20 protein-coding genes and 1 pseudogene are annotated in these 22187 nt (G+C 63.5%); 6 read left to right on the forward strand and 15 right to left on the reverse strand.

The genetic code is table 11. From position 1 onward, the window contains the following. Positions 1-16: 16 nt before the first annotated feature. From PX52LOC_RS25130 to PX52LOC_RS25165, 8 genes are all read right to left on the reverse strand, one after another. Positions 17-1477, reverse strand: coding sequence for a cytochrome-c peroxidase (locus tag PX52LOC_RS25130; RefSeq protein ID WP_149112666.1), 1461 nt, complete (start codon positions 1475-1477; stop codon positions 17-19). 76 nt (positions 1478-1553) lie between these two features. Then, complete coding sequence (locus tag PX52LOC_RS25135; protein WP_149112667.1) at positions 1554-2120, reverse strand: peroxiredoxin-like family protein; 567 nt, start codon at positions 2118-2120, stop codon at positions 1554-1556. Beyond that, the gene (locus PX52LOC_RS25140; protein ID WP_149112668.1) at positions 2117-3130 is read right to left on the reverse strand and encodes a glycosyltransferase family 2 protein; all 1014 of its coding nucleotides are present in this window, start codon (positions 3128-3130) and stop codon (positions 2117-2119) included. The genes PX52LOC_RS25135 and PX52LOC_RS25140 overlap by 4 nt, the downstream gene beginning before the upstream one ends. A gap of 132 nt (positions 3131-3262) precedes the next feature. Next, complete coding sequence (locus PX52LOC_RS25145) at positions 3263-3916, reverse strand: sugar transferase (protein ID WP_315853229.1); 654 nt, start codon at positions 3914-3916, stop codon at positions 3263-3265. Positions 3917-4013: 97 nt separating this feature from the next. After that, positions 4014-4652 carry a hypothetical protein gene (locus PX52LOC_RS25150; protein ID WP_149112670.1) on the reverse strand — a complete coding sequence of 213 codons (639 nt, stop codon included), beginning with the start codon at positions 4650-4652 and terminating at the stop codon, positions 4014-4016. Further along, on the reverse strand, positions 4649-6970 hold the full coding sequence (locus PX52LOC_RS25155; protein ID WP_149112671.1) for a tyrosine-protein kinase domain-containing protein: 2322 nt from the start codon (positions 6968-6970) through the stop codon (positions 4649-4651). The genes PX52LOC_RS25150 and PX52LOC_RS25155 overlap by 4 nt, the downstream gene beginning before the upstream one ends. Beyond that, positions 6967-7827 carry an exosortase/archaeosortase family protein gene (locus tag PX52LOC_RS25160; RefSeq protein ID WP_149112672.1) on the reverse strand — a complete coding sequence of 287 codons (861 nt, stop codon included), beginning with the start codon at positions 7825-7827 and terminating at the stop codon, positions 6967-6969. The genes PX52LOC_RS25155 and PX52LOC_RS25160 overlap by 4 nt, the downstream gene beginning before the upstream one ends. Positions 7828-7968: 141 nt before the next feature. Beyond that, positions 7969-9252 (reverse strand): beta-ketoacyl-[acyl-carrier-protein] synthase family protein, encoded by a 1284-nt coding sequence (locus tag PX52LOC_RS25165; protein WP_149112673.1) that lies wholly within the window; start codon positions 9250-9252, stop codon positions 7969-7971. Between the two features lie 537 nt (positions 9253-9789). On the opposite strand from PX52LOC_RS25165, the gene PX52LOC_RS25170 reads away from it, so the two are divergent. The 6 genes from PX52LOC_RS25170 (at position 9790) to PX52LOC_RS25195 (ending at position 16403) form a co-directional block, all read left to right on the forward strand. Next, positions 9790-11991: an NfeD family protein gene (locus PX52LOC_RS25170; protein ID WP_149112674.1), complete on the forward strand. Its 2202-nt coding sequence runs from the start codon at positions 9790-9792 to the stop codon at positions 11989-11991. 27 nt (positions 11992-12018) lie between these two features. Beyond that, positions 12019-12540, forward strand: a complete 522-nt coding sequence (locus PX52LOC_RS25175; RefSeq protein ID WP_149112675.1) for an NfeD family protein — start codon at positions 12019-12021, stop codon at positions 12538-12540. Between the two features lie 147 nt (positions 12541-12687). Next, positions 12688-13707: a flotillin-like protein FloA gene (gene floA, locus PX52LOC_RS25180; protein ID WP_149115620.1), complete on the forward strand. Its 1020-nt coding sequence runs from the start codon at positions 12688-12690 to the stop codon at positions 13705-13707. A gap of 33 nt (positions 13708-13740) precedes the next feature. After that, positions 13741-14304: a hypothetical protein gene (locus PX52LOC_RS25185; protein WP_149112676.1), complete on the forward strand. Its 564-nt coding sequence runs from the start codon at positions 13741-13743 to the stop codon at positions 14302-14304. 126 nt (positions 14305-14430) lie between these two features. Continuing rightward, positions 14431-15492 carry a glycosyltransferase family 2 protein gene (locus tag PX52LOC_RS25190; RefSeq protein ID WP_149112677.1) on the forward strand — a complete coding sequence of 354 codons (1062 nt, stop codon included), beginning with the start codon at positions 14431-14433 and terminating at the stop codon, positions 15490-15492. Further along, entirely contained in the window at positions 15489-16403 is a 915-nt protein-coding gene (locus tag PX52LOC_RS25195; protein ID WP_149112678.1) for a glycosyltransferase family 2 protein, read from the forward strand. Before PX52LOC_RS25190 ends, PX52LOC_RS25195 begins: the two co-directional genes overlap by 4 nt. Positions 16404-16600: 197 nt before the next feature. Here PX52LOC_RS25195 and tyrS read toward each other — a convergent pair whose 3' ends face one another. The 7 genes and pseudogenes from tyrS to ffh form a co-directional block, all read right to left on the reverse strand. Further along, positions 16601-17824, reverse strand: coding sequence for a tyrosine--tRNA ligase (gene tyrS / locus PX52LOC_RS25200; protein WP_149112679.1), 1224 nt, complete (start codon positions 17822-17824; stop codon positions 16601-16603). A 120-nt stretch (positions 17825-17944) separates the two neighbouring features. Further along, positions 17945-18385 (reverse strand): YraN family protein, encoded by a 441-nt coding sequence (locus PX52LOC_RS25205; RefSeq protein WP_149112680.1) that lies wholly within the window; start codon positions 18383-18385, stop codon positions 17945-17947. A 165-nt stretch (positions 18386-18550) separates the two neighbouring features. Next, positions 18551-18907: pseudogene (gene rplS, locus PX52LOC_RS25210) on the reverse strand (50S ribosomal protein L19); the annotation flags it as partial. A 12-nt stretch (positions 18908-18919) separates the two neighbouring features. Further along, positions 18920-19588, reverse strand: coding sequence for a tRNA (guanosine(37)-N1)-methyltransferase TrmD (gene trmD / locus PX52LOC_RS25215; protein WP_149115621.1), 669 nt, complete (start codon positions 19586-19588; stop codon positions 18920-18922). A 36-nt stretch (positions 19589-19624) separates the two neighbouring features. Beyond that, the gene (gene rpsP, locus PX52LOC_RS25220; RefSeq protein ID WP_246173463.1) at positions 19625-19945 is read right to left on the reverse strand and encodes a 30S ribosomal protein S16; all 321 of its coding nucleotides are present in this window, start codon (positions 19943-19945) and stop codon (positions 19625-19627) included. A 90-nt stretch (positions 19946-20035) separates the two neighbouring features. Next, positions 20036-20638 (reverse strand): Uma2 family endonuclease, encoded by a 603-nt coding sequence (locus PX52LOC_RS25225; protein ID WP_149112682.1) that lies wholly within the window; start codon positions 20636-20638, stop codon positions 20036-20038. Between the two features lie 71 nt (positions 20639-20709). Then, the gene (gene ffh, locus PX52LOC_RS25230) at positions 20710-22155 is read right to left on the reverse strand and encodes a signal recognition particle protein (protein ID WP_149112683.1); all 1446 of its coding nucleotides are present in this window, start codon (positions 22153-22155) and stop codon (positions 20710-20712) included. Positions 22156-22187: the final 32 nt, after the last annotated feature.

A 22187-nucleotide genomic window follows, 5' to 3' on the forward strand; every position in this document is an offset into this window, starting at 1 on the left:
GGCCATTCGGTCGGGATTACGACCCGACGAATTTCGTCGGGTCGGCGACAATCGGATCGACCGGGTCGCCCTGAAGCGCCTTCATGAAGAGGACCAAGTCGGCCTTCTCCTCCTTCGTGAGATTCAGCTTGAACGGGATGATCGGCGCGCCGTTCGGCGTGAACACTTTCACGGTCGGGTCGAGCGGTTGGCCGGCCGCCTTCGCCTTCAGGTACGCCAGTTCCGCGGTCGTGTCCCGCATTTTCTCGTCGAGGAACGAGTTGACGTTCCCGCCGCGGTCGTAGAACTCGATCACCGCTTCCAGCGTCTTCTCGCTGCCGTCGTGCAAGTACGGGGCGGTGTCGGCCAGTCCGCGGAGGCCCGGCGTCTTATACGCCCCGACGAGTGTGGGGTCTTTGTGGCCGGTCGGCAGGGCCCCGTAGCGGCCGAGGTCTTCCTTCGGCAGTACACCATTGATCGCCCCCACGCCGAGGTTATGGAACAGGCCGTCGGTGAAGTTGTCCCCGACGTGGCAGTTCGTGCAGCGGGCCTTGCCGAAAAAGAGGTTGCGGCCGTTCACGAGCCGCTTGCTCATTGCGTCGGCGTCGACTTCACCGCCGAGAACCGACAGAGCCGGCGTATCCTTCTTCGTAATTGCGTCCTTGAGGACGGCGGTGAAGTCTTCGGCCTTCAGTTCCGGCTTGCCGCCGGTGTCGTCGTCGGCAAGCCGCTTCTTCATGGCGACCTCGGCACGGTCGTAGATGCTGTTGCCGATGAGGACCGTCCGCTCGTAGGCCGCGATGGCCTTCGCGGCCCCGTCCCGGGTCGGGGCGTGGCCGAAGACTTGGCCGAACGCCTTCACGTACTCCGGATTCGCCCGGAGACGCAGCACCGCCTCGTCCCACGGTTGGCCGGAGCCGGCGAACATCTCCTTCGCGTTGCCGACTGGCCCCTGCGACTGGTCTTCGAGCGAACTGCCCCGGCCGTCCCAGAACTGGAAGCGGTTATACGCAGAGTTGTAGACCGTCGGGGCGTTCGCCCCGCCGATCAGGTTGTTGATCCCGGAAGAGAACTGCGATTGATCCGTGTACCCCTTCGCCGGGTGGTGACAGGTCGCGCACGACACTTTCGCGTTGGACGAGAGCTTGTTTTCGAAGAACAGTTTCTTGCCGAGGTTCCACTTCGCGAGGGTCATCGGGTTCTCGGTCGGTACCGGCGGGGCCGTGGACAGGCCGAGCGGAACCTTGATCTTGATGACCTTCCGCGTCACCGTCGTTCCGGTGGCGGGATCAACGGCCGGCTGCGTGCCCTCGCTCCAGAAACCCGGCAGCTTGTTCCACTCGGCGAGGCCGCTGTTGCGGGTGACGTAGACGATCGGCACGTCGTCCTTGAACGGAATCTTGATCGACTCGTTCGGCAGGAGCACGTCGAGCGGCTCGGCGGCGATGGCGGGGAGAGTGCCCAAACCGAGCACGAAGGCGTAAAGCCAGCGATTCATCGTCAGGGTATCCTTTCGGCGGATGTGAGAATCGGCGGGGTTCTACTATCATCGGTAGGTGCGAAGCGGCCGGGAGTCAACGGGCGGCGGCTGTCGCAATGGGAAGATGCTCGGCCTGCCACCGCAGGAGCGTTTCCACGCTCACACGATCGGTCGCGTCCCGGCTCGGGTAGACGTAGAGAATTTTCCGGTCGCGGCCGATCAGGTAGTCGCCTCCGAGCTGTTGGATGTCTTCGGTGTGCGTGAGGCGGAGGATTTTTTCGCCCTTGAACAGTAGGCGGAAGAAGTCGAGCAGAATCCGCGGCCGGAGGAAGTGCCGCAGCGGGACGCGGGGCAAACCCATCGCCTTGTAACTCTCGCGGCTGACATCGGTCACAACTGGGAAGGGGATGGGGTTGCGTTCCAGGAATTGCGTCACCACCGGCGGCGGGGCATGACCTACGCCGAGAACGTGAATGCCGGCTTCCTGAAGCCGCTCGTAGTTCCGGGAGATTTCCTTCACCTGCACCACGCACGGCATACAGGCAAAGTGCCGCATGAACAGCAAGTACGTGCAGTCCGCGTGCAACAGCTCCGACAGGGCGACGGTCGAGCCGTCGGGCCGTTGGAAGCTGAAATCGGGAACGGTGTTGCCGGTCGTCATACCGAGGATCGTAGCAGACCGCGGACCTGCCGACCAACTTCCCGGAGGAATCCCCACGCGAACCCGAAGTGGATCGCGAGGAACACAAGCGGAATGCGGGCCGCGATGCGGGCCGGTTGCTTCCGGCCGAGCCACGCCGATGCGGCCGTGATGACGCTCCCGTACAGAGCGATGGACCCGAGGTAAGCGGCGAGCAGCAGCGGGTGTAAGAACGCGAGGGCAGCACCGACGACGAGCCACACGCACCACGCCGGCGGGACGATCGCCGGCAGCGAGAGCGACCGCGGGTGCTTGGCCGCGAGACGGGCGCGACCGGCCCCGTAACGGCCGAGTTGCTTGAACAGGCCGCCGAGCGTCATCCGCGGGTCGTAGACGATCTTGATCGTCGGCGCGAAGAAACAGGTGAGGGCCGCGTCGTGGACGCGCTGGTTGAACTCCACGTCTTCGCAGGCGTCGAACTGCTCGTCGAAGAGGCCGATGGTTTCGAACACGTCCTTCCGGTACGCGACCGCCGTGCTCTGGGGCGGCACGAACTTCGCCTCGTCCGAAAAGATGTCCGACTCGGGGTTGTGCCCGAGGCGGCTGGAGCGGGCGACCGACACGGCCGCCTGGAACGGCGTCGGGTTCGGGGCGTCGAGGGGTTGCGGCCGGCCGAGGCTGTCGGCCCCGCTTTCCGCGAAAGCGTCCACGACGTTCCGCAGGTAGTTGCGGTCCGGGACGTGGCAGTGCCCGTCCACGATGACGGCGACCTTCCCCCGCATCTGCCGCAGGCCGAGGTTCCGCCCGGCACTCGACCAGCGGTGCGGGTTGTAGACGAGCTTCAGGTTCGGGTGCTCGTTCTGGAGTTCCCGGACGATCGGCACGGTGTCGTCGGTCGAGAACCCGTCCGCGACGATCACCTCGAATTGATCGGCGGGGAAGTCCTGCGACAAGAGCGAAACGAGCGTCTGTCGGATCGACCGCGACTCGTTCCGCACGGGAACGATCACGCTCACGTTGACCGGCGGCATCCGTGCCTCCTCTGCGACTGATTGTCGTGTCGATGGCGAGCGACCCGGCGTAAGCGGGCCGTGTCTTGTGCGAGCTTATCCAGACACGGCCCGCTTACGCCGGGCCGCTCGCCGTTGCCGTGGCAGGCCGACCTACTTGCGCCGGTACACGGCCTTCAGACCGACGACCTTTAGCGCCGTGCAGACGAGGATGCCGAAGTCGAACACGATCCCCGCCCGGTGGATGTAGAAGAGATCGTAAGTCAGCTTCCGCCGCACGCAGTTGGTCGTCTCGTCCGGCGGCAGGTGAATCTGCGCGAAGCCGGTGATGCCGGGCTTCACCGCGAGGCGGCGGTCGTAGCCGGCGATTTCCTGCCGCAGAACGGCGATGATCTCCGGCCGTTCCGGCCGCGGACCGACGAGGCTCATCTCACCGGATAGCACGTTCCACAGTTGCGGGAGTTCGTCGATGTGCGTTGCCCGCAGGAATCGGCCGACGAGGGTGATGCGGCTGTCGCCGCGGGTGGACCACTGCGGCCGGCCGTCCTTCTCGGCGTCGCTGCGCATCGTGCGAATCTTGTAGATCGTGAACGGCACGCCGCCGCGGCCTGACCGCGTTTGTTGGTAGATCGCCGGGCCCCGCGAGGTCATCTTTACCACGAGCATTGCCAGGATCATGACCGGCAGCGCCAACACGAACAGCGCCGCCGCGACCGCCCCGTGGAATAAGTCGCGCACCAGCATCGGCCGGCGGAGCGGGGTGGGGAGTGCCACGGTTTCGAGGGCGATGGCCTTGACGTGGAACACGGGAAGCGACTTCGGTTTCGAGGATTTCGAGGGTAATGTCTTTTCCATCAGTCCGATTCATCCTTGAAGTAGCGGGCGACGTCCCAGGTGGTGGCAATCAGCGGAATGCGGCCGCATACTGTTCGAAGGCGGCGCGGACGAACTGCTGCACGGCGGCCGGGTCTTCGGCGGCCTTCCCGTCCGCCTCGGGCAACGGCGTGGCGACGTACAACTTGTACAACTCGGCCGCCTTCATGTAGTGGAAGCGGGCGTAGTCCGGGGCTTCCCACGTGCCGTTCGTCGTCCACGACCAGCGGATTCGCAGCCGCTCGACCGTGGTTTCCTTCTTCTTCTCGAAGTCGGTGACGAAGAACGTCGCGGTCTCGCCGTTCGTCAACTTCACCGTCTCCCGCTTGATGCCGCGCATCATGCGGTAGCCGCTGGCCTGATAGCACACGTCCGGCGTGTGCGTCGAAACCGCCCCCGGCACCCCGGAGATGATCGACACGAGCGCGACGTACTCTTGGTCTTGCGGCTGATACCGCCGCGAGGTGGCGACGCTGCGCTCCTTCAACGGCACGTCGGACTCGATATCCGACACGTCGCAATCCGGCACCGAGATGCGGAGGGCGTGCATCCGGTCGGTGCGGGCGGCGTCCGGCGTGAAGACCGACCACCGTTGCGTGATCGCCCCGTGGACGACGGCCGCGCCGAGGACCAACGCGACCACGACGTAGAGCGGAATCTTGGATTTCAACACAGGGCCTCCTTGGGCGTCGCGCCGAGGTAGACGATGCCGGTGAACGGTACTTCCATCGTGGTGAGCCGATCCGTGGCCTTCTTGAGCAGCGGCAGCGTCGTCTCGCGGCAGAGCGTGCAGAGCAGCACGACCTCACTGCGGCGGGCGACCTCGATCGACTCGGCCGCCGTCAACAGTGGGTGGCTGTGGAGGATGACGCAGTCGAACGGCTCCTTCAGGCAGGTGAGCAACTGCTCCAACCGGCCGCTCCCGGCCGCGCGGCGGGCGTCGTCGGTCCACGCGCCGGCTGTCAGCAGGTGGAGTTCGTTCGGGAGAACCTTGATCGTGTTCTTGAAGTCCGCCTCGCCGCGGAGCAGTTCGCAGACGCCGGCGCGGTTCTCAAGGCCGGCGAGCGTGTGTAGGGTCGGCGTCCGCAGGTCGAAGTCGATGAGCAGCGTCTTGTAACCGGCGTCCGCGAGGCTGTTGGCGAGGGCGAAGGCCGCGTAGGACTTCCCCTCGTCGGTGTGCGGGCTGGTCACGGTCACGGTCGCGGCCCCGCGCGGCAGGCACGACTGCGTGACGTAGGCGCGAAGCTTGTCGATGGCCTCGTTCACCTCGGCCCGGCGAACGGGCTCCCTCATCGACGCGGCGTTCTGCCACGGGACGACGCCGACGACCGGCGTGCCGACGGTCGCCTTCACGTCCGCAAGGCCACAGGTTTTCTTCATGCTCATCTCGTAGCCGACGGCAAGCAGGCCGACGAAGGCGAAGCCGAGCAACCCGGCGAAGGCCGTGCCGAGGAGTTGCTTCTTCGTGTCCTTTTGCATCGGCGTCGAGGCCTTTTGCCGAACCGTGACTCGTTCCGGCGAACTCAGGTCGAGGCGGAGGGCCGCGGTGTTCTGTGCGAGGCTGCGGAAGATCGTGTCCTCCGCTTCGGCGAGGGAGGCGTCGGGGCTGACTGTCTTCTTGTCGGTCTCCTTGACGCGGTAGTCCACCGGCTTGATCGGATCGGCGTCCGGCGGAAGCTTCGCGATCTCTTCTACGTATTCCTTCAGGCGAACCTTGGAGCTTTCGTACCGGGTCTCCAACTCCACCAACCGAAGGACGGCGGCGTCGTACTCGGCAATCTTTGGGTTAACACTCGGTTGGGCCGGGGTGGTGAGCGTTCCCGTCGGGCCGACCTTCATCTGGGCGTAGAGCGCCAGCTTCTTTTTCTTCAATTCCGCCAACTCGGCCGTGAGTTGGTTGGCGCGTTCGAGCTTGGCGACGATGCTCGGTGCATTGGGGTTCGAGTAGCGTTCGCGCTCCAGGGTCGACTCGCGGCGGAGCCGTTTCTCGTCCTGCTCCATCGCCTTCACGTCCGGATCGCGTTCCACGGCCGCCGACAGCATCTCAGCCGTCGGCCCGCTGTCCGGTGTCGCCGCGGCCGGGGTTTGGAGGCTTCCGAGCTGCTTCTTGAACATCTCGATGCGGGCTTTCTGCGAGGAGATCATGATCGGCAGGTCGTTGTTCACCTCCTCCCGTAACGCGAGCCATCGAGTGATGAGACCGGTGGCCATTTGCTTTTTCACCAACTCGGGCGGGCCGTTCACGGGCACGCCGCCGACCGGCAGCAGGGTGGAGGGCAGGGCCCCCGGCGACTTAACATCGACCGGCGGAGGAGCGGTGTCCTTCTTCCCAGTCTTCTCGTTGAGCGTGTTCTGGCTGCTGACGAGAATCCGGTCGAGAACTCGGAGGAACTCCTTACGGTCTTCGAGTTCCTTCTCAACGACTTCCTGCATGAACGCCATCTGCACCGCGTTGACGATCCGCCGAACGTCATCGGGGTTGTGACCCTTCATCGAAATTCGGATCATTTCGTCCCCCTCCCGACTGCTCACGACGAGCTCGTCTTCGAGGAACTGAAACGGATTTTTCTGCTCTTTGATGGTGCCCAGGTCGCTAACACGGACGCCGTCGATTTCGAGGTTCAATGCCTTGTTGAAGACGAATTCGTTTTTGATCATGTTCGAATTCGTCTTGAGGTACGTCGTGAAGTCGGTCCGCGAACGGTTCGGGTCGCGGTTGCTGGAAACGCTGAACGGCGACGAGGCCACGCGCAGCAGGGCGTAGGACTCGTACTTCGACGCGAGCAGCGCCCACGCGACGTACGCCAACCCCGCCCCGAGCAGGCCGCCGCAGAAGAGGATCGTCAGCCAGTACAACCGCAGCCACGCGAGCAGGCGGCCGGTCATGGCGGCGGTGGCGTCTGCGTCGGCCTTCGCGGTGGACCGCGGCGGGGCCGGACGTGCCGGTGTCGCGGTTCGTGCCGTCGTCGTTGTCGTGGTAGCGGTCATTGATCGACTCCTCGGCGGGGTTCGGCTACCACCAGTCGCTTCAGAATCCAGAGTTCGAGAGCGAGCAATCCCAGGCCGACAGGCATCATAAACCAGCCGTACACGTCGTGCAGCAGGGCGTTGGTCGCCTTGTCGTGGACGAAGGTGTGCGACACGCCGGTCGCCGCGATGCGGAGGATGTTCGTGAGCATCGCCACCGGCACGATGCCGAGGATGACCATGCCCCGTTCGAACCACGACCGCTGGTTGAGCAGGACTGCACCGATGGAGAACGCCGCGAACGTCATGAGCATCTTGAGGCCGCTACAGGCGTCCACGACGCCGAGGCGGACTTCGTCAATCAGGATGAGGTTGCCTTCCGCAATGGCCGGGAAGCCGATTGCCTGCAACAGGTAGGTGGTCGCAATCGTCGCGGACTTCTTCAACGGCCCGCCGACGTTTCGCTCCACTTCGAACGGCAGGGGAATCGCGAAGGCGAGGAACAAGATCGCTGGGGCCGTCAGCAAGAGCAACCGCTTCCCACCGAAGGCGAGGGCCGCACCGGCCAAGGCCAGCAAGAGCGAGATCGCATCGAGTTGGTGGAACAGTAGCCCGCCCGCCAGGACACGCATGAGTCCGGCGAGGACCAGCACACCGCCGCCGAGGATCGGCCAGGGGTTGAAGTCCTGCAACCGGAAGCGGTCGCGGTTCTGATTGATGAGGTACGCCGAGAAAAGCGGGACTAGGAACCCGTGTGAATACTGCGGGTCGCCGATCCACTTCTCGTAGAGGAACGCAAGCGTCGGCCAGTACGCCCACGCCAATAGCGCGGCGACCGTTCCGAACAGGAATAGTGGCTTCGTCGTGGTGTTCGACATCCGTGTCTCTCGGCTGATCTGCGATCCCCAATCCGTGGGGAGTGTGATTGTGAACCAAAATGTGGCGGGCGTGCAAGAGCAAGTTTGCAAACAAAAAGCCCAGGCACGACCGTGCCTGGGCTTTTGGGGTCTGAACGGAGATTAGACCGCGGCCATCACCAGCGCGCCGTTTTGGCCGCCGAAGCCAAAACTGGTGGAAAGCCCGTACTTCACCTTCTTCTCTCGGGCCGTGTTCGGAATGTAATCGAGGTCGCACTGCGGGTCGGGGTTCGTCAGGTTAATCGTCGGCGGGTACACTTGCGATTGCAGGCTCATGGCCAGGGCCGCCGCCTCAATGGCCCCGCTCGCCCCGATGCTGTGGCCGATCATCGACTTGATGCTGGAGAGTTGCACGTCGCGGGAACTCTCGCCGAACACCCGCTTCACGGCCGCCGTTTCCATCGCGTCGTTCAGCCGCGTACTGGTGCCGTGGGCGTTGATGTAGCCGATGTCGCGGTAGTCGACGCTGCCTTCCTTGAGCGCCGCCTGAATCGCCCGTGCGCCGCCTTTCCCATCCGGGTCGGGCTTTGTGACAGAGTACGCATCGAACGTACTGCCGAAGCCGCGGATTTCGGCGTAGATGTTGGCATTCCGGGCCTTGGCCCGCTCGTATTCTTCGAGGACCAGAACGGCCGCCCCTTCGCTAATCACGAACCCGTCCCGAAGGCGGTCGAACGGACGCGACATCTCGCCGGCCGGCCGGGCGGACCGGCTCAACGTCCCGAGGGCCGTGTACGCGAGCAGCATGAGCGGATCGATCCGGCTGTCTGCCCCGCCGGCGAGCATCACGTCGGCCTCTCCGCGGTCGATGAGGCGGTAGGCTTCACCCACGGCCTGCGTCCCGGCGACGCAGGCCGTGACTACCGTGTTGTTCGGCCCCTGGCAATTGAACGCCATACTGATGTGCGCGGCTGCCATGTTCGGCAGGTACTTCAACAACCAGAGCGGGAAGAGCGGCGAGTTGCCGTCGGTCGAGAGTTGCCGCTCGTCGAACGCCCCGTTCTCTTGACAGGCCCGCGCGAGCATCGGGGCGAGTTCCGCGAGATCGACGGGCACGACGCCGCCCCCCATGACCACGCCCATCCGCTCCGGGTTCTCGGTCGCGAGATTCAGGCCACTGTCCTGAATCGCCAAACCGGCTCCACCCAGTCCGAACTTCGCGGCCCGGCCCATGACCTTCAACGATTTTCGCGCCTGAACCGGAATGTACGGTTCGGGGTCGAAATCTTTGACTTCACCCGCCACCTTGACCGGGTGGTTGCTCGGATCGAAGGACGTAATCGGGCCGATGCCGGAAACACCCTGCTTACAGGCGTCCCAAAACGACGACTTCCCCACCCCGTTCGGAGCCACGACTCCGATACCGGTTATCACAACCCTACGCATGGCGTGCCACCCCACACGCACACACAGTTCATCATGACCTGCGGCGCTGCCACATCATCGAACCGCAGCGGCGTCCTACCGAATCCCGAGTTGGGTCACGTGTTCGATCCTGGTCGAGATACGATTAGTAACCCCTCTAATCGCCCATCTTTGCCAGATTGCACATTTTTATTCCATTGGGATTCCTGATGCAATCCCCCTGAACTGCGGAAGCTACTCTGTTTCGGCATCTCCCTACGGCATATCCGCTATTTCTGGCATGCCCGGCGGTCGAGGGTGATATTTTGATGATTGAATTTTCTTCCTTGCAGGCTCGCCACGCAGGAGTGTTTTGGCACTTCAACCAGCAATTCGGGTGCGAATGAGGTTGGACGTGGGAGCGTAGACGGCGAAGAATTGCAAATCCGGCGCGGGTGGTGGCGAAAGATCAAATAACGTGCGGTAGGCTGGAGATACGTTTTGCTCCACTTCTGACGGTTGCTTATAATTCGCTAGAATCACGCACACCGGATAGGCCCGATCTCGAGGACGATCTTGATGGCTCCCGAACGCCCGATCGCGGGTATTTCCCGAATCTTGGGACTTCTCCTGACCGTGCTCCTGGGCGTTCAAGGCGGCCGGGTGGCGGCGGCTAATGCCCTGGTCGACGAGGGTTTGTTTATCAACGTCCCAAATCCCCTCACCAGCGAGGGGGTTACGCGCGTCAAGAACCGCATCGAGGCGGGGCGGACGAACCCGAACCGGCCGATCCACAAGGCCGTCTTTGACTTTAACCCCGACGCCAAAGAGGCGAATACGACCGATTTCGGCGCGTGCTACGAACTCGCGAGCTACATCAGCCAGCTCCACGACCTGACGACCATCGGCTTCGTCTCGAACGCGGTCAGCGGCCACACGGTACTGCCGGTGCTGGCGTGCAAGGAAATCGTCATGGCGAAGGCCGGCGTCCTCGGCGAGATCGTGCCGCCAGGGGAGACGCTCAAGCAGGCCGTCATCGCGGCCTACGCGGAAATCCCGGGCAAGAGTCGCGAGGGCTTCGCCGCCGTCGTGAAGAAGATGTACGACCGTGGCGTGTCGCTCGGTCGCGGCGAGAAGAACGGACTTGCTTATTACATCGACCTCCGCGACGCGGACGCCTTTCGGAAGGCCGGGGGGAAGGTTCCCGACCCGACGCCTCTGCCGTTCGCGGGATCGGGGTCGGCCGGTCAGTTCCCGGCCGACCGCTTGAAACAACTCGGCCTCGTCACCGCCACGGCCGAAACGCGGGCGGAAGTGGCCGAGCTTTATTCCCTTTCGTCGAGCAGTCTCCGGGACGACCCGCTCAACAACCAGACGCCGGTGGCGTTCAAACTGACCCTGCACGGGCAGGTCGATGGCGGCGTCCGCGAGGCGGTCAAGCGGACCGTCGATGACGTCATCGGTCGAAAGGGGAACGTCCTCTTCTTGGAACTACGTTGCTCCGGCGGCGACATCTCGGCCGCCCGCGACATCGCGGACCAACTCATCACGACCCAGAAGGAAAAGGGTTTGCTCGTCGTCGCCTTCATCCCCGTGGCCGCTCCCGACACTGCCGCGCTGATCGCCCTGGGGTGCAGCGAGATCGTGATGAGCAAGCAGAAGGACGTCAAGGCCGCTGGTGGGGAAGAGCCGGAGGCCGTGTTCGGCGACTTCGAAAGCGTCCTCCGCGACCCGGCCCGGAAGGAACTTCTCAAGAAAAACTTGATCGACCTCGCGAGCCAACGGGGCTACCCGGTTCTGCTTCTGGAAGGGATGGTGGACCGCGAGCTCGTGATCGTCAACGCGGTCGGCCGGGTGGACCGCAACCGCCGTCGGCTGATGACCGAGGCCGAGTTCGAGGCGTCCAAGAAGGACTGGGATTCCGTCGGCACCGTCAAGAGTAAGGGCCAGTACCTGAAATTGAACGCGACGCGGGCGGTCGAACTGGGCATCGCCCGCTTCGCCGTCGATCACTCGGACCTGAACGAAGTGTACAACCTCTACGGCGTCGAGTCGGGGAAGGTTCGCGAGGCGACGCCCGGCTGGCTCGACCGGTTCGCGAACTACCTTCGCATCCCGGCGGTCACCGTGTTGCTCGTGGTCATCGGCTTCGCGGGCCTGATCTTGGAGATCAAGGTCCCCGGCGTCACGGTCCCCGGCATCATCGCGGCCCTGTGCTTCATCCTGATCTTCTGGGCGCACTCGCAGTTCAGCGGCCAGACGGCGATCCTCGGCGGGCTGATCTTCTTACTCGGCCTGCTGCTGTTGTTGCTGGAAGTGTTCGTCATCCCCGGCTTCGGCGTCACGGGGTTGCTCGGCGTGCTCTTCCTGCTCGCCGGAATCGGGTTGGCAACCTTCGACCGCATCCCCGTGACCGTCGAAGACTGGACCGAGTTCGGCGCTCGCATCACGATGTACGTCGGTGCGATGGCCGGCGGGATGATCGTGGCGTTCTTCATCGCCCGCTTCCTGCCGCAGATTCCGTTTGCGAACCGCATGGTCCTCCTGCCGCCATCCGATGACCCGAACGCGGACCCGATGGCCGACCTGCCCGGCGCAGTTGCCGCCGCCGCGCTGCTCGGCGCGATCGGCACGGCGGCGACGCCCCTCCGCCCGGCGGGCATGGCCCAGTTCGGCGAGCAGTACGTGGACGTCGTGACCGAGGGCGGGTTCATCAGCGCCGGCGTTCGCGTGCAGGTCGTCGAGGTCGAAGGCAATCGCATCGTCGTGAAGGAAGTGTAACCCTACCTTTTGCGGGAAGCCCGAAGCGTGTCGTACCTGTCCATCGCCATCGTCCTCGCGGCCATTGGCCTCATTCTCTTTATGGCAGAGTACTTCCTGCCGACCGGCGGCATTCTCATCGTCGCCGGCTTCCTGGTTTCGCTCGCCGCCGTGGCCGTCGTCGCCGCCAACGCGGAGGACTACCGCGAGACGGTGGCCGCCGTCGTCGTCCTGTGCATCGGCGAGCCGATCTTCGTGATCGCCGGCATGTCGGTCTGGGGCCGGCGCATGGCCCTGCGCGCGCTGGAAGGGGACGACGGCAATTCCCTCAACGAACCCGAACGCGAAGGGGACAAACTCGTCGGCAAGATCGGGAAGACCGTGACCCCGCTCCGGCCGTCCGGGGCCGCCGTGTTCGACGGCCGCCGGGTGGACGTGGTGACGGAAGGGATGATGATCGACGTCGGCGTATGGGTGAAATGCCTGGAGGTTCGCGGCAGTCGCGTCGTCGTGCGGCAGATCGCGAAGCCGCCGGACTTGAACGATTTCGACCTCGACGACTTGAAATAACCGCCGCCGTGTCACGAATTGCCGGTATATTAGTCGCCGTGACTGTCGAGCGGTGTTACACTTGTGACAACCCCTCCTGGAAAGGAAACGATCGTGCCATCCGTCAACTCGGCCGTACTCTTCGCTCAAAACCGCCCGGTCAACGACATGTCGACCGTCTGGTTCGTCGTCGCGGCCATCGCGGTTTTGATGTTCGTCGTATTCCTGTTCATCTTCTTCAGCTTCGTCCGGCTCTGGATCCAGAGCCTGCTGACCGGGGCCAACATTGGCATCGGCACGCTGATCGGGATGAAGTTGCGGAACGTCGATTACGGTCTGATTGTGAAGCAGAAGATCGCCCTCGTGCAGGCCGGCGTGAAGGTGACAACGGGTGACCTGGAAAGCCACTACCTCGCCCGCGGCAACGTGCCGAAGACGGCCGCCGCCGTCATTGCGGCCCACAAGGCCGGTCTCGACCTCCCCTGGCGGACGGCTGCGGCGATTGACCTCGCCGGCCGCGACGTGCTGGAAGCTGTGCGGACGAGCGTGAACCCGAAGGTCATCGACTGCCCCGACCCGGCGAAGGGCAAGCAGTTCCTCGACGCCGTGTGCAAGAACGGCATTCAACTGCTGGCGAAGGCGCGGGTGACGGTTCGCACGAAGCTCGAACGCCTCGTCGGTGGGGCGACGGAAGAAACCATCATCGCCCGCGTGGGGCAGGGGATCGTGAAGGCCATCGGCTCGGCCCACGACCACAAGGAAGTCCTCGCGAACCCCGGCATGATTTCCGAGGAAGTGCTCAAGTCTGGTTTGGACGCCCAGACGGCGTTCGAGATCGTGTCCATCGACATTGCCAACCTCGAGCCGGGCGACAACATCGGGGCGAAACTGGCCGCTGACCAAGCCGGGTCCGACCTTCGCGTGGCCCAAGCGGAAGCCGAAAAGCGCCGGGCCGCGGCTGTCGCACTCGAGCAGGAAATGAAAGCCCGCGTGGAAGAGTTCCGGGCGAAGGTCGTCGAGAGCGAGGCCCAGGTGCCGATGGCGATTGCCGCCGCCTTCCGCGAAGGGAAGATTGGCGTCATGGACTACTACAACATGCGGAACCTGCAATCCGACACGTCGATGCGGAACAGCATTTCCGCCCTGTCCGGCGGCGGGAACGCCGAGGGTACAGGCCGCACGAACTAAGCCGCCTGTAGGGCGGACTTCCGGGAGACTGCGATGCCGTGGGCCCTCGTCGTTTTCATCGTCGTCGTCGCGGTGGTGAGTGCGATTGCGCAGACGATCAAGAAGCAGCAGGACAACCAACCGCCGCCCCCGCGTCGCCGGCCGAACCGTTCGAACGCGGGCGGCGTGAAGACCGGGTCCAGCGACATGGACCGCTTCCTACAGGAGATCGAGAAACTGCGGAAGCGGCCCGGCGGCGAAGAGTCGAAGAAGCCCGCCAAGAACGGCCGCGGCGGGAAGGCCGTGCCAACGGTTGCCCCCGTCAAACGGCCGAAGCGGTCGGACGGCGTGCCCACGATTGCGCCGTCGCAACGGGTGGACCGCTTGCCGGCCGCGACCGTCCTACCGACGCCCCCACTTCCGAGCAGTGAACCGTCGCCGATCAGCCAATCGGCCCCGCAACCGGACGACGCCCCGTCCGTTTCCCGCGCTCCGAAACCTGTTGGCAAAACGCAATTCGGCCGCAGCCTGCTTGAGATGTTGGGCGACAAACAATCGCTTCCCCTCGCCGTCGTTTTGAACGAGGTCCTCGGCCCGCCGAAGTGCAAGCAGAAGTAATCCGATGGCCCCGGCCTGACCGCCGGGAGCACCCCATCGGGACTTGATGTTGCGTCGTTTTCCCCGGCTGCGTATAGTCCTTCACTTCTGTCACCAAACTCGCCGTGCCACTGGGAAGGAACCCGCATGGCCCTGGCCTTTCCGCCAGCCGACGAAACGACCGACCCGGCCCTCCGAACGCGCCCGACCCAAGCGGCGCCTTCGGAAGTCGCGGTTCCGCGTCTGAGCGTGGTGGTCGTCAACTTTTGCCAGTGGCAGAACACCGCCCGGCTGACCCGGCAACTTCGCCACTCCGACGCCGTCCGCGCCGGCGAGGCCAACGTCGTCATCGTCGACAACGGCTCGCCCGCCGAACAGGTGATGAAAAACCTCCGTGGCCTCCGCGGCGTCAAGGTGGAACTCAACTCCGCCAACCTCGGCTTCGCGGCGGCTGTGAACCGCGGTGTTCGGGTCGGCCCATCCGAGTGGGTGCTCCTACTCAATCCTGACGTGACGGTCGAAGACGGCTTTCTCGACGAAGTGCTCGTCGCGGTGGACGCGGCCGTGAAGCACGACTCGGCGACCGGGGTCATCGGCTTCCGCCTGCTGAACGCCGATGGAACCGACCAGGCCTCGGCCGGCCACTTCCCGACGTTCGCGTCCACCCTGAAGGGCTTGTTCCTCCCCCGCTCGCGGCGGAAGTGCCATCACCAATCGAGCCAGGACCGCCGCCAAGTCCAATGGGTCACGGGCGGTTGCCTGTTGGTGCGGCGGGATTGCTTCCAGGAACTCGGCGGCCTCGACGAGCGATTCTTCCTCTACTACGAGGACGTCGATTTCTGCCGGCGCGTCCAGCAGTTCGGCCGGACCGTCTGGTACGACCCGCGCGTGGCCGTGACGCACCACTGGCCGTTACACAAGCGGACCGTTCCGGCCCCACTGCGGTTCATTACCCGGCACGCCCTGCTCACCTTCGCCGGCCGGCACTGGAAGCCGTGGCAACGCGCGGCCCTCCGTCGCCTCGTTCACGCCGAGGCGAGGGCACGGGAAGGAGTGGCCCGGTGGCGTGGAGATTCCGTCGCGGCCGCGTGCTACCGCGAACTCCGGCTGCAAACGTCGCGAAAAAAGGCCCACCCGGCCGACGTCTCCTTCGTGGCCCAATTCCTCCGGCCGATCGCGGCCGCCCAGGACACCCCTTCCGAGCCATGAGCCTCACATTTTCCATCGTGATCCCGTCGCACAAGCGTGCCGACCTGTTACGCCTTTGCCTTGATTCCCTTCAAGATCACGCCCCGCCGGGCACGCAGGTTATCGTGGTCGATGACGGCTCCCCTGGCGCGATCGTCTCTAGTACGGCGGAAGACTTCCCGTTCGTCAGGGTCGTCCGACACGAAAAGTCACAAGGCTTCTGCGTCGCTGCAAATCGGGGCATCGCCGCCGCGACCGGCGACGTGGTCGAAATGCTCAACGACGACACGGAAGTGACGGCCGGTTGGGCCGAGGCTGCGCTGCGGTGGTTCGCCGATCCGAAGATCGGGGCCGTGGCTCCGCTGGTTTTGCAGAACGAACCCGCGCGCCGCGAACTCGGGCTTCCCCCACGGATCGACACCGCCGGCGACGAGTACGATCCCGGCGGCTACGCCATCAAACGCGGCCACAACGAGCCATTTCACCCGGGCGGCCCGTATTCGCTACCCCGGCCGGTCTGGGGCGTCTCCGCAGCCGCCGGGTTTTATCGCCGACAGGCACTCGTCGAAGCGGGCGGATTCCCCGAATCGTTCGGGGCGTACTTCGACGACGTGGACCTGTCGTTTCGCATCCGCAATCGCGGCTATCAGATTTGTTACGAACCGACCGCCGTCGTCTGGCATCGCGTCTCGGCGAGTTACGGTCGTCGGCCAAGTCGTCGGGTGATCGAGATGCAGTCACGGAATGAGGAACTCGTTTTCTGGCGGAACACCCGCGGGCAACAACTTTGGCTTCACCTGCCACGCCACTTGGGAGTACTGGCAGCAAAGTCACTTCGAAGAGCACAGGAACAGACTCTTTTTGCGTGGTCGCTAGGCCGTTTTCGGGCGTGGGGCGAATTGGTGTCTAGATCGTGTGCACGAATTGCCTAGAAACTGTGCAAGATGCGACTGGTCCCGATCTGTGAAAAGAACAATTCATCCACTGTAAATATCTGCCGATAATAGACTTGCAGAAGATGTACTTTGCAGCCCGAAAAATTGGCACGCGGGCTGCAATTATCTATTTCGTTAGTCTAAGCCGGTTCGCTAACGGAGGGAGAGGCCGTTAGCGAGCCGGTTTTGTCATTTCATACTAACTTCACTCGAACAAGCTTCCGACCCAATCTTGCTATCAATCCATCCGCAACCGGTACGGTGGCTTTCTCGTCAACGGGTTTTGCGCGGTCGGGGCCATAGTTAAACGCGCCCTCCTTGATCTTCTGCCGAGCTTCGTTGTTACTTTTGCAGAAACCGCACATCACGATCAGTTTGATCGCGGGCATGGCCCCATCGACGATGTCCGACGCTTTCAGGCTCACGTCGGGAATCTGCTCTGGATCGCCGCCCGTCTCGAACTGACGTTTCCATTCGGCCAAGACGTGCTCGGCCCCCGAATCGCCGTAGTAGAACTTCACGACTTCCGCCCCGAGCCGCTTCTTTGCCTCGTTCGGCTTCCCGTCCAGAATCGTTTGCAGTTCTACCGATGTAACATCGGTCAGTAACTCAAACCACTCCCGCATGAGGTCGTCGGGGATGCGCATCGTCTTGCCGAACTGCTCCTTCGCCGTTTCGCCGACGCCGATGTAGTTGCCGACACTCTTCCCCATCTTCTTCACGCCATCGGTGCCGCGGAGGATCGGCAGAGTTAGGCAGACCTGCGGTTCCTGGCCGACTTCCCGTTGCAGGTCGCGGCCGACCATCAGGTTGAAGAGTTGTTCGGTGCCACCGAGTTCCACGTCGGCCTGGATTTCGACGCTGTCCCACCCTTGCAGCAGCGGGTAGAGGCACTCGTGCAGGTAGATCGGCACCGACGGTTCGGCCCGAAAGCGATTGCTGAAGTCTTCGCGGGCGAGTAACTGCTGTACCGTCGCCCGGCCGAGCAACCGCAGCATGTCGGCGAATGTCCACTTCCCGAACCAGCAGTCGTTCCGCACGACTTCGGCCTTCGTCGTGTCCACGACTTTCGCGATCTGCGTCAGGTAGTTCTCGGCGTTTTGCTCGATGCGGGCGGCGTCCAACCCCTTGCGGGACTCGTCGCGGCCGGACGGGTCGCCGACCATTGCTGTTGCGGTGCCGATGATGAGCACGGCCGTGTGGCCGAGTTCCTGGAACTGTCGCAGCTTCCGCAACGGAACGGTGTGGCCGAGGTGAACGTCGAAGCCGGTCGGGTCGATGCCGTACTTCACCCGCAGGGGTTTGCCGGTCTTGAAGCTGCGCTCCAACTTCTGCCGCAGTTCGGCCGACTTCTCGACGTGCGACGCCCCACGGAGTAGGATCGAAAGCTGTTCCTCGACCGGACGAAAACTCGACATGACTTCCCCACACTTCTAGCCGCAGATCGACGCGGATGTACGCAGATCGGAAGAAGACTCAATTCTATGGTTTTCGGATCGGTCTGCGTTTCTCGGCGTTGATCTGCCGTGAAGACGATTTCAATGCCACATCTGATGCCGACCGACGGCCTCGAAGGCATGACGGACGTGATGATAGACGGGTTCACTCGCGGCCGGCGGCCAACTGATCGCTAGCACGTCGAAGCGGGCGTTCACCTTACCCAGCAATCTGCGGCGGGCGAGATATCGAACGGCGGCCTCGGTGAGCTTCTTTTGCTTGGTGAAGTTCACGCTATCGAGGGGCCGGTGCAGATCGTTCGAAGCGGTCGAGCGGACCTCTACGATGACGATTTCTTGCGTCCGGCGGTCCCACGCGATGATGTCGAGTTCGCCGTGCCGGTCGGAAATGTTGCGGGCCAGGATTTGTAGGCCGGACTTCGCTAGAAACGTGGCGGCGGCTCGCTCGGAGCGGTCTCCGAACCACCGCCGCCACCACGGCCAGCGACTAAAGCTGACAGGTGGTGGCGGCTCGTGACTCATGATAAGTCGCGGAAGTTACTTCTTCGCGGTCTTGGCGGCTTCCTTCGCGGCGGCCTTCTTCGCTTGCCGCTTGCTGGTGCCGCCCTCGGTCTTCGCCTTGGCGGCGGCTTCCTGTGCGGCCTTTGTTTCGGCTTCCGCCGCGGCCTTGATGGCCTTGTCGATCACGACCTGACGCTTGGCGTCGTCCTTGATCTTCGTCGCCTTGCCGACGCGGTCGCGGAGGTAGTACAGTTTCGCCCGGCGGACCATACCCGCCTTCTTCACTTCGATCTTGGCGATCCGCGGCGAGTGAACCAAGAAGATCCGCTCGACGCCTTCGCTCTGCACGAGGCGGCGGACCGTGAAGGTTTCCTTCGCGCCGCTGCCGCTGCGGGAGATGACGGTGCCGCTGAAGACTTGGGTCCGTTCCTTCACGCCGTCGAGCAACTTCTGGTGAACGTCCACCGTGTCGCCGATGCGGAAGTCGGGGATGTCGTTCTTTTTGTGGGCGTCTTCGATGAGGGCAATGAGTCGGTTTTGCATGGCTAGTTTCCCTTATTTCGTCTCTTCGTGGCTTCGTTGTCTCGATTGTTCGTCACGCCATTTGGCGATGGCCTGATGGTTGCCGCCTAGCAACACCTCGGGCACGTCCAGACCGCGGAAGTTTCGCGGGCGGGTGTACTGCGGAAACTCCAGCCGTCCGGTTTCGTTGTGGCTGTCGTCGGCCGCACTCTGCTCGTCACCCAGTACGCCGGGGATGAGGCGAATGACCGTGTCGATCACGACCATCGCCGGCACTTCCCCGCCGTTGCAGACGAAGTCGCCGACGGACAGTTCCGTCGGCTGCAAAATCTGTCGGATGCGGTCGTCGAACCCTTCGTACCGCCCGCACAGTAACAACAAACGCGGCTCGGTGGCGAGTTCTTCCACCACTCGCTGTGTTAGTCGTCGGCCGGTCGGCGTCATCATCACCAATCGGCCCGGCGTCTCGGCCTTCATCTGCACGGCATCAACCGCGTCGATGACGGGTTGGGCCATCATCACCATTCCGGGGCCGCCGCCGTATGGTCGGTCGTCCACGCGGTGGTGTTTGTCCGCCGTCCAGTCCCGGATGTTCCACAGGTTGATCTGTACCAACCCGGCCTGAATCGCCAGTTTGAGGAGACTCTGGCCGGTATAGCTGGCGAAGATGTCCGGGAAGAGCGTGAGTACGTCGAAGCGAATCATCTTCGACGGCCCGACGGCGTTCACGGGAGGAACTTAGCTCGCGGCGGGGGCTGGTGCGGCCGCGGTAGCAGCCTTCTTGGCGGCAGCCTCGGCTTCAAGGCCTTCCCATTTCTTCAAGAAGTTCTTGAAGATCGCCTGGCACTGCTCCGACGCGATCGCGCCGACGCTCTGCCAGTACTTGATGCGGGACGGGACGAGGGTGACGCGCTTTTCCTTTTCGGTCACGTGCGGGTCGTAGGTGCCCAATTCTTCGATAGCCTTCCCGTCACGCGGCTGCCGCTTGTCGATGGCCACGATGCGGTAGTAGTGACGGTGCGTGCGGCCCATTTGTTTCATGCGAATCACAACAGCCACGGTCAAAATCCTCGGCGGAGGCGCAGTATTCTCAGATGCGTTAGTGTAGGAACGGAAGGAATTGTCGGCCACAGAGCTTACAAAAATCGATCACGGCAGCAGATCGGCGACCCGGATACTCACGGCCGGGAAGTGGAGTGGGGCGACGGGATCGGTTGGACCGTAGGTTGATCGATCGCGATACGCCGTCGCACCGAGGCCGGCCGGCAAAGGAACGGGATCGCGGAAGACGAGCAACTGCCGTGATTCAAAATCGAGTACCCAGTAATCGGCAATACCGGCGGTGGCGTACAACTCGGCCTTGTCTGTCACGTCCGTGTCGAAAGTGGTATCGCTAATTTCGATGACGAGTGGGGATTTTGTGGGGTGGTCAATCACGTAATCGCGCTGCTTGCCCGGGACAACGGCAATGTCCGGCATTGGGTCGGTGTCGAGCGACAAGACTAATGGCAACTGGACCCGAACGCAGAAGCCCAGAGGAAGGAGGAAACCCAGGGCCTCCAGAACTACGCCAACGGCCACGGCATGGGGCGGTTTCATCATGCCCTGCTCCAGAATGACACCGCGTAAAAGGATGAGACGTCGCCCCTCGAACTTGCCGGTCGAGCCCAGGGCATGGAATTCTTTCACCGTCCATTTCTTGGGCGGAACTTGTCGGACCGCCGATAGAGTTGGCGTGAGGACTGTGGACATGACTTTTCTCTCGGGTTGATCCCACTGGCCCGCGCTCCACCGCGCAGAGCCTCCGCGTCGCGCCTAAACGATCATCGGCCCCGTTTCTTCTTCTTGCGATCTTCGGCCCGCTCCTTCGCGCTCTTGCGGTGGCCGGTGTCGCCCTTCGTCTTGATGCCGGCCATCCCGCCGGGCATGAATGCCCCGGCTTTGCCGAGGCCGGACATCATCTTCATCTTCTGGAAGATCGACATCTCGCTCATCTGTTTCATCAACGCCCGCACCTGATCGAACTGTGTCAGGAACTGCTTCACCTCCTGCGGTTCGACACCCGCCCCGGCGGCGATGCGGCGGCGGCGGCTCTGGTCGATCAGGTCGGGGTCGGCCTTCTCCTTCTTCGACATCGAGTCGATCATCCCCTGCACGCGCTTTAACGCCTGCTCCGGGTCCTCGCCCGGCGGGATCATCTCGGACATCCCCGGCATCCGGCTGATGAGGTCTTTCATCCCCATCTTCGCGATCATCTCGAACTGCTTGCGGAAGTCGTTGAGCGTGAAGTTCCCCTTCGACAGCTTCTCTTGCTGCTTCTTCAGATCTTCTTCCGACATCTCCTTCTGGATGGCCGCGATCTTCTCGACCACGCCCATCATGTCGCCCTGGCCGAGAATCCGGCCGGCCATGCGCTCCGGGTGGAACTCTTCGAGCTTATCGACCTTCTCGCCCATCCCCACGAACTTGATCGGCACGCCGGTGACGTGCTTGATGGAGAGGGCCGCCCCGCCGCGGGCGTCGCCGTCGAGCTTCGTGAGGATGACGGCGTTCAGTTCGAGGGCGTCGTTGAAGGTCTTCGAGACGTTGACCGCTTCCTGCCCGATCATCGCGTCAACGACGAGGTACACTTCGTCCGGCTTCACGAGCTTGTCGATCGACTTCAACTCGCTCATCAACTCTTCGTCGATTTGCAACCGGCCGGCGGTGTCGAGGATGACGGTGTCGCAGAGCGTCTTCTTCGCCTGGGCGACGGCGTTCTTGCACACGTCCACCGGGCTCGTCTTCTCGCTGTAGACCGGCACGCCGATCTGCTGGCCGAGCGTCTGAAGTTGCTCGACGGCCCCCGGGCGCTGCAAGTCGGCGGCGGCGAGCAACGGCTTGCGGCCCTGGGATTTCAGCGTCAGGGCGAGCTTCGCGGCGGTCGTCGTTTTGCCGGACCCCTGCAAGCCGCAGAGCATGAGGACGGCCGGTCGGTCGCCGCGCTGCGGAATCTTGTGGTCGACCGGCCCCATGAGGCCGACGAGTTCCTCGTAGACGATCTTGATGATCTGTTCGGACGGGTCGACCCGTTCCAAAACGTCCTGGCCGACCGACTTCGCTTCGACCCGCGCGATGAACTCGGTGACAACGGTCAGGTTCACGTCGGCTTCGAGCAGCGCCCGCCGGACCTCGCGAAGACCTTCCTTGATGTTCTCCGCCGTCAGTCGGCCGCGGCCGCGGAGTTTCTTGAAAGCATCGGAGAGGCCGCGGGTAATCCCTTCGAACATGCGTCACCTTGCCGGGTGGAAATCGTCTCGTG

It is taken from the genome of Limnoglobus roseus, assembly GCF_008254045.1.
In the GTDB taxonomy this organism is placed as follows: Bacteria; Planctomycetota; Planctomycetia; order Gemmatales; family Gemmataceae; genus Limnoglobus; species Limnoglobus roseus.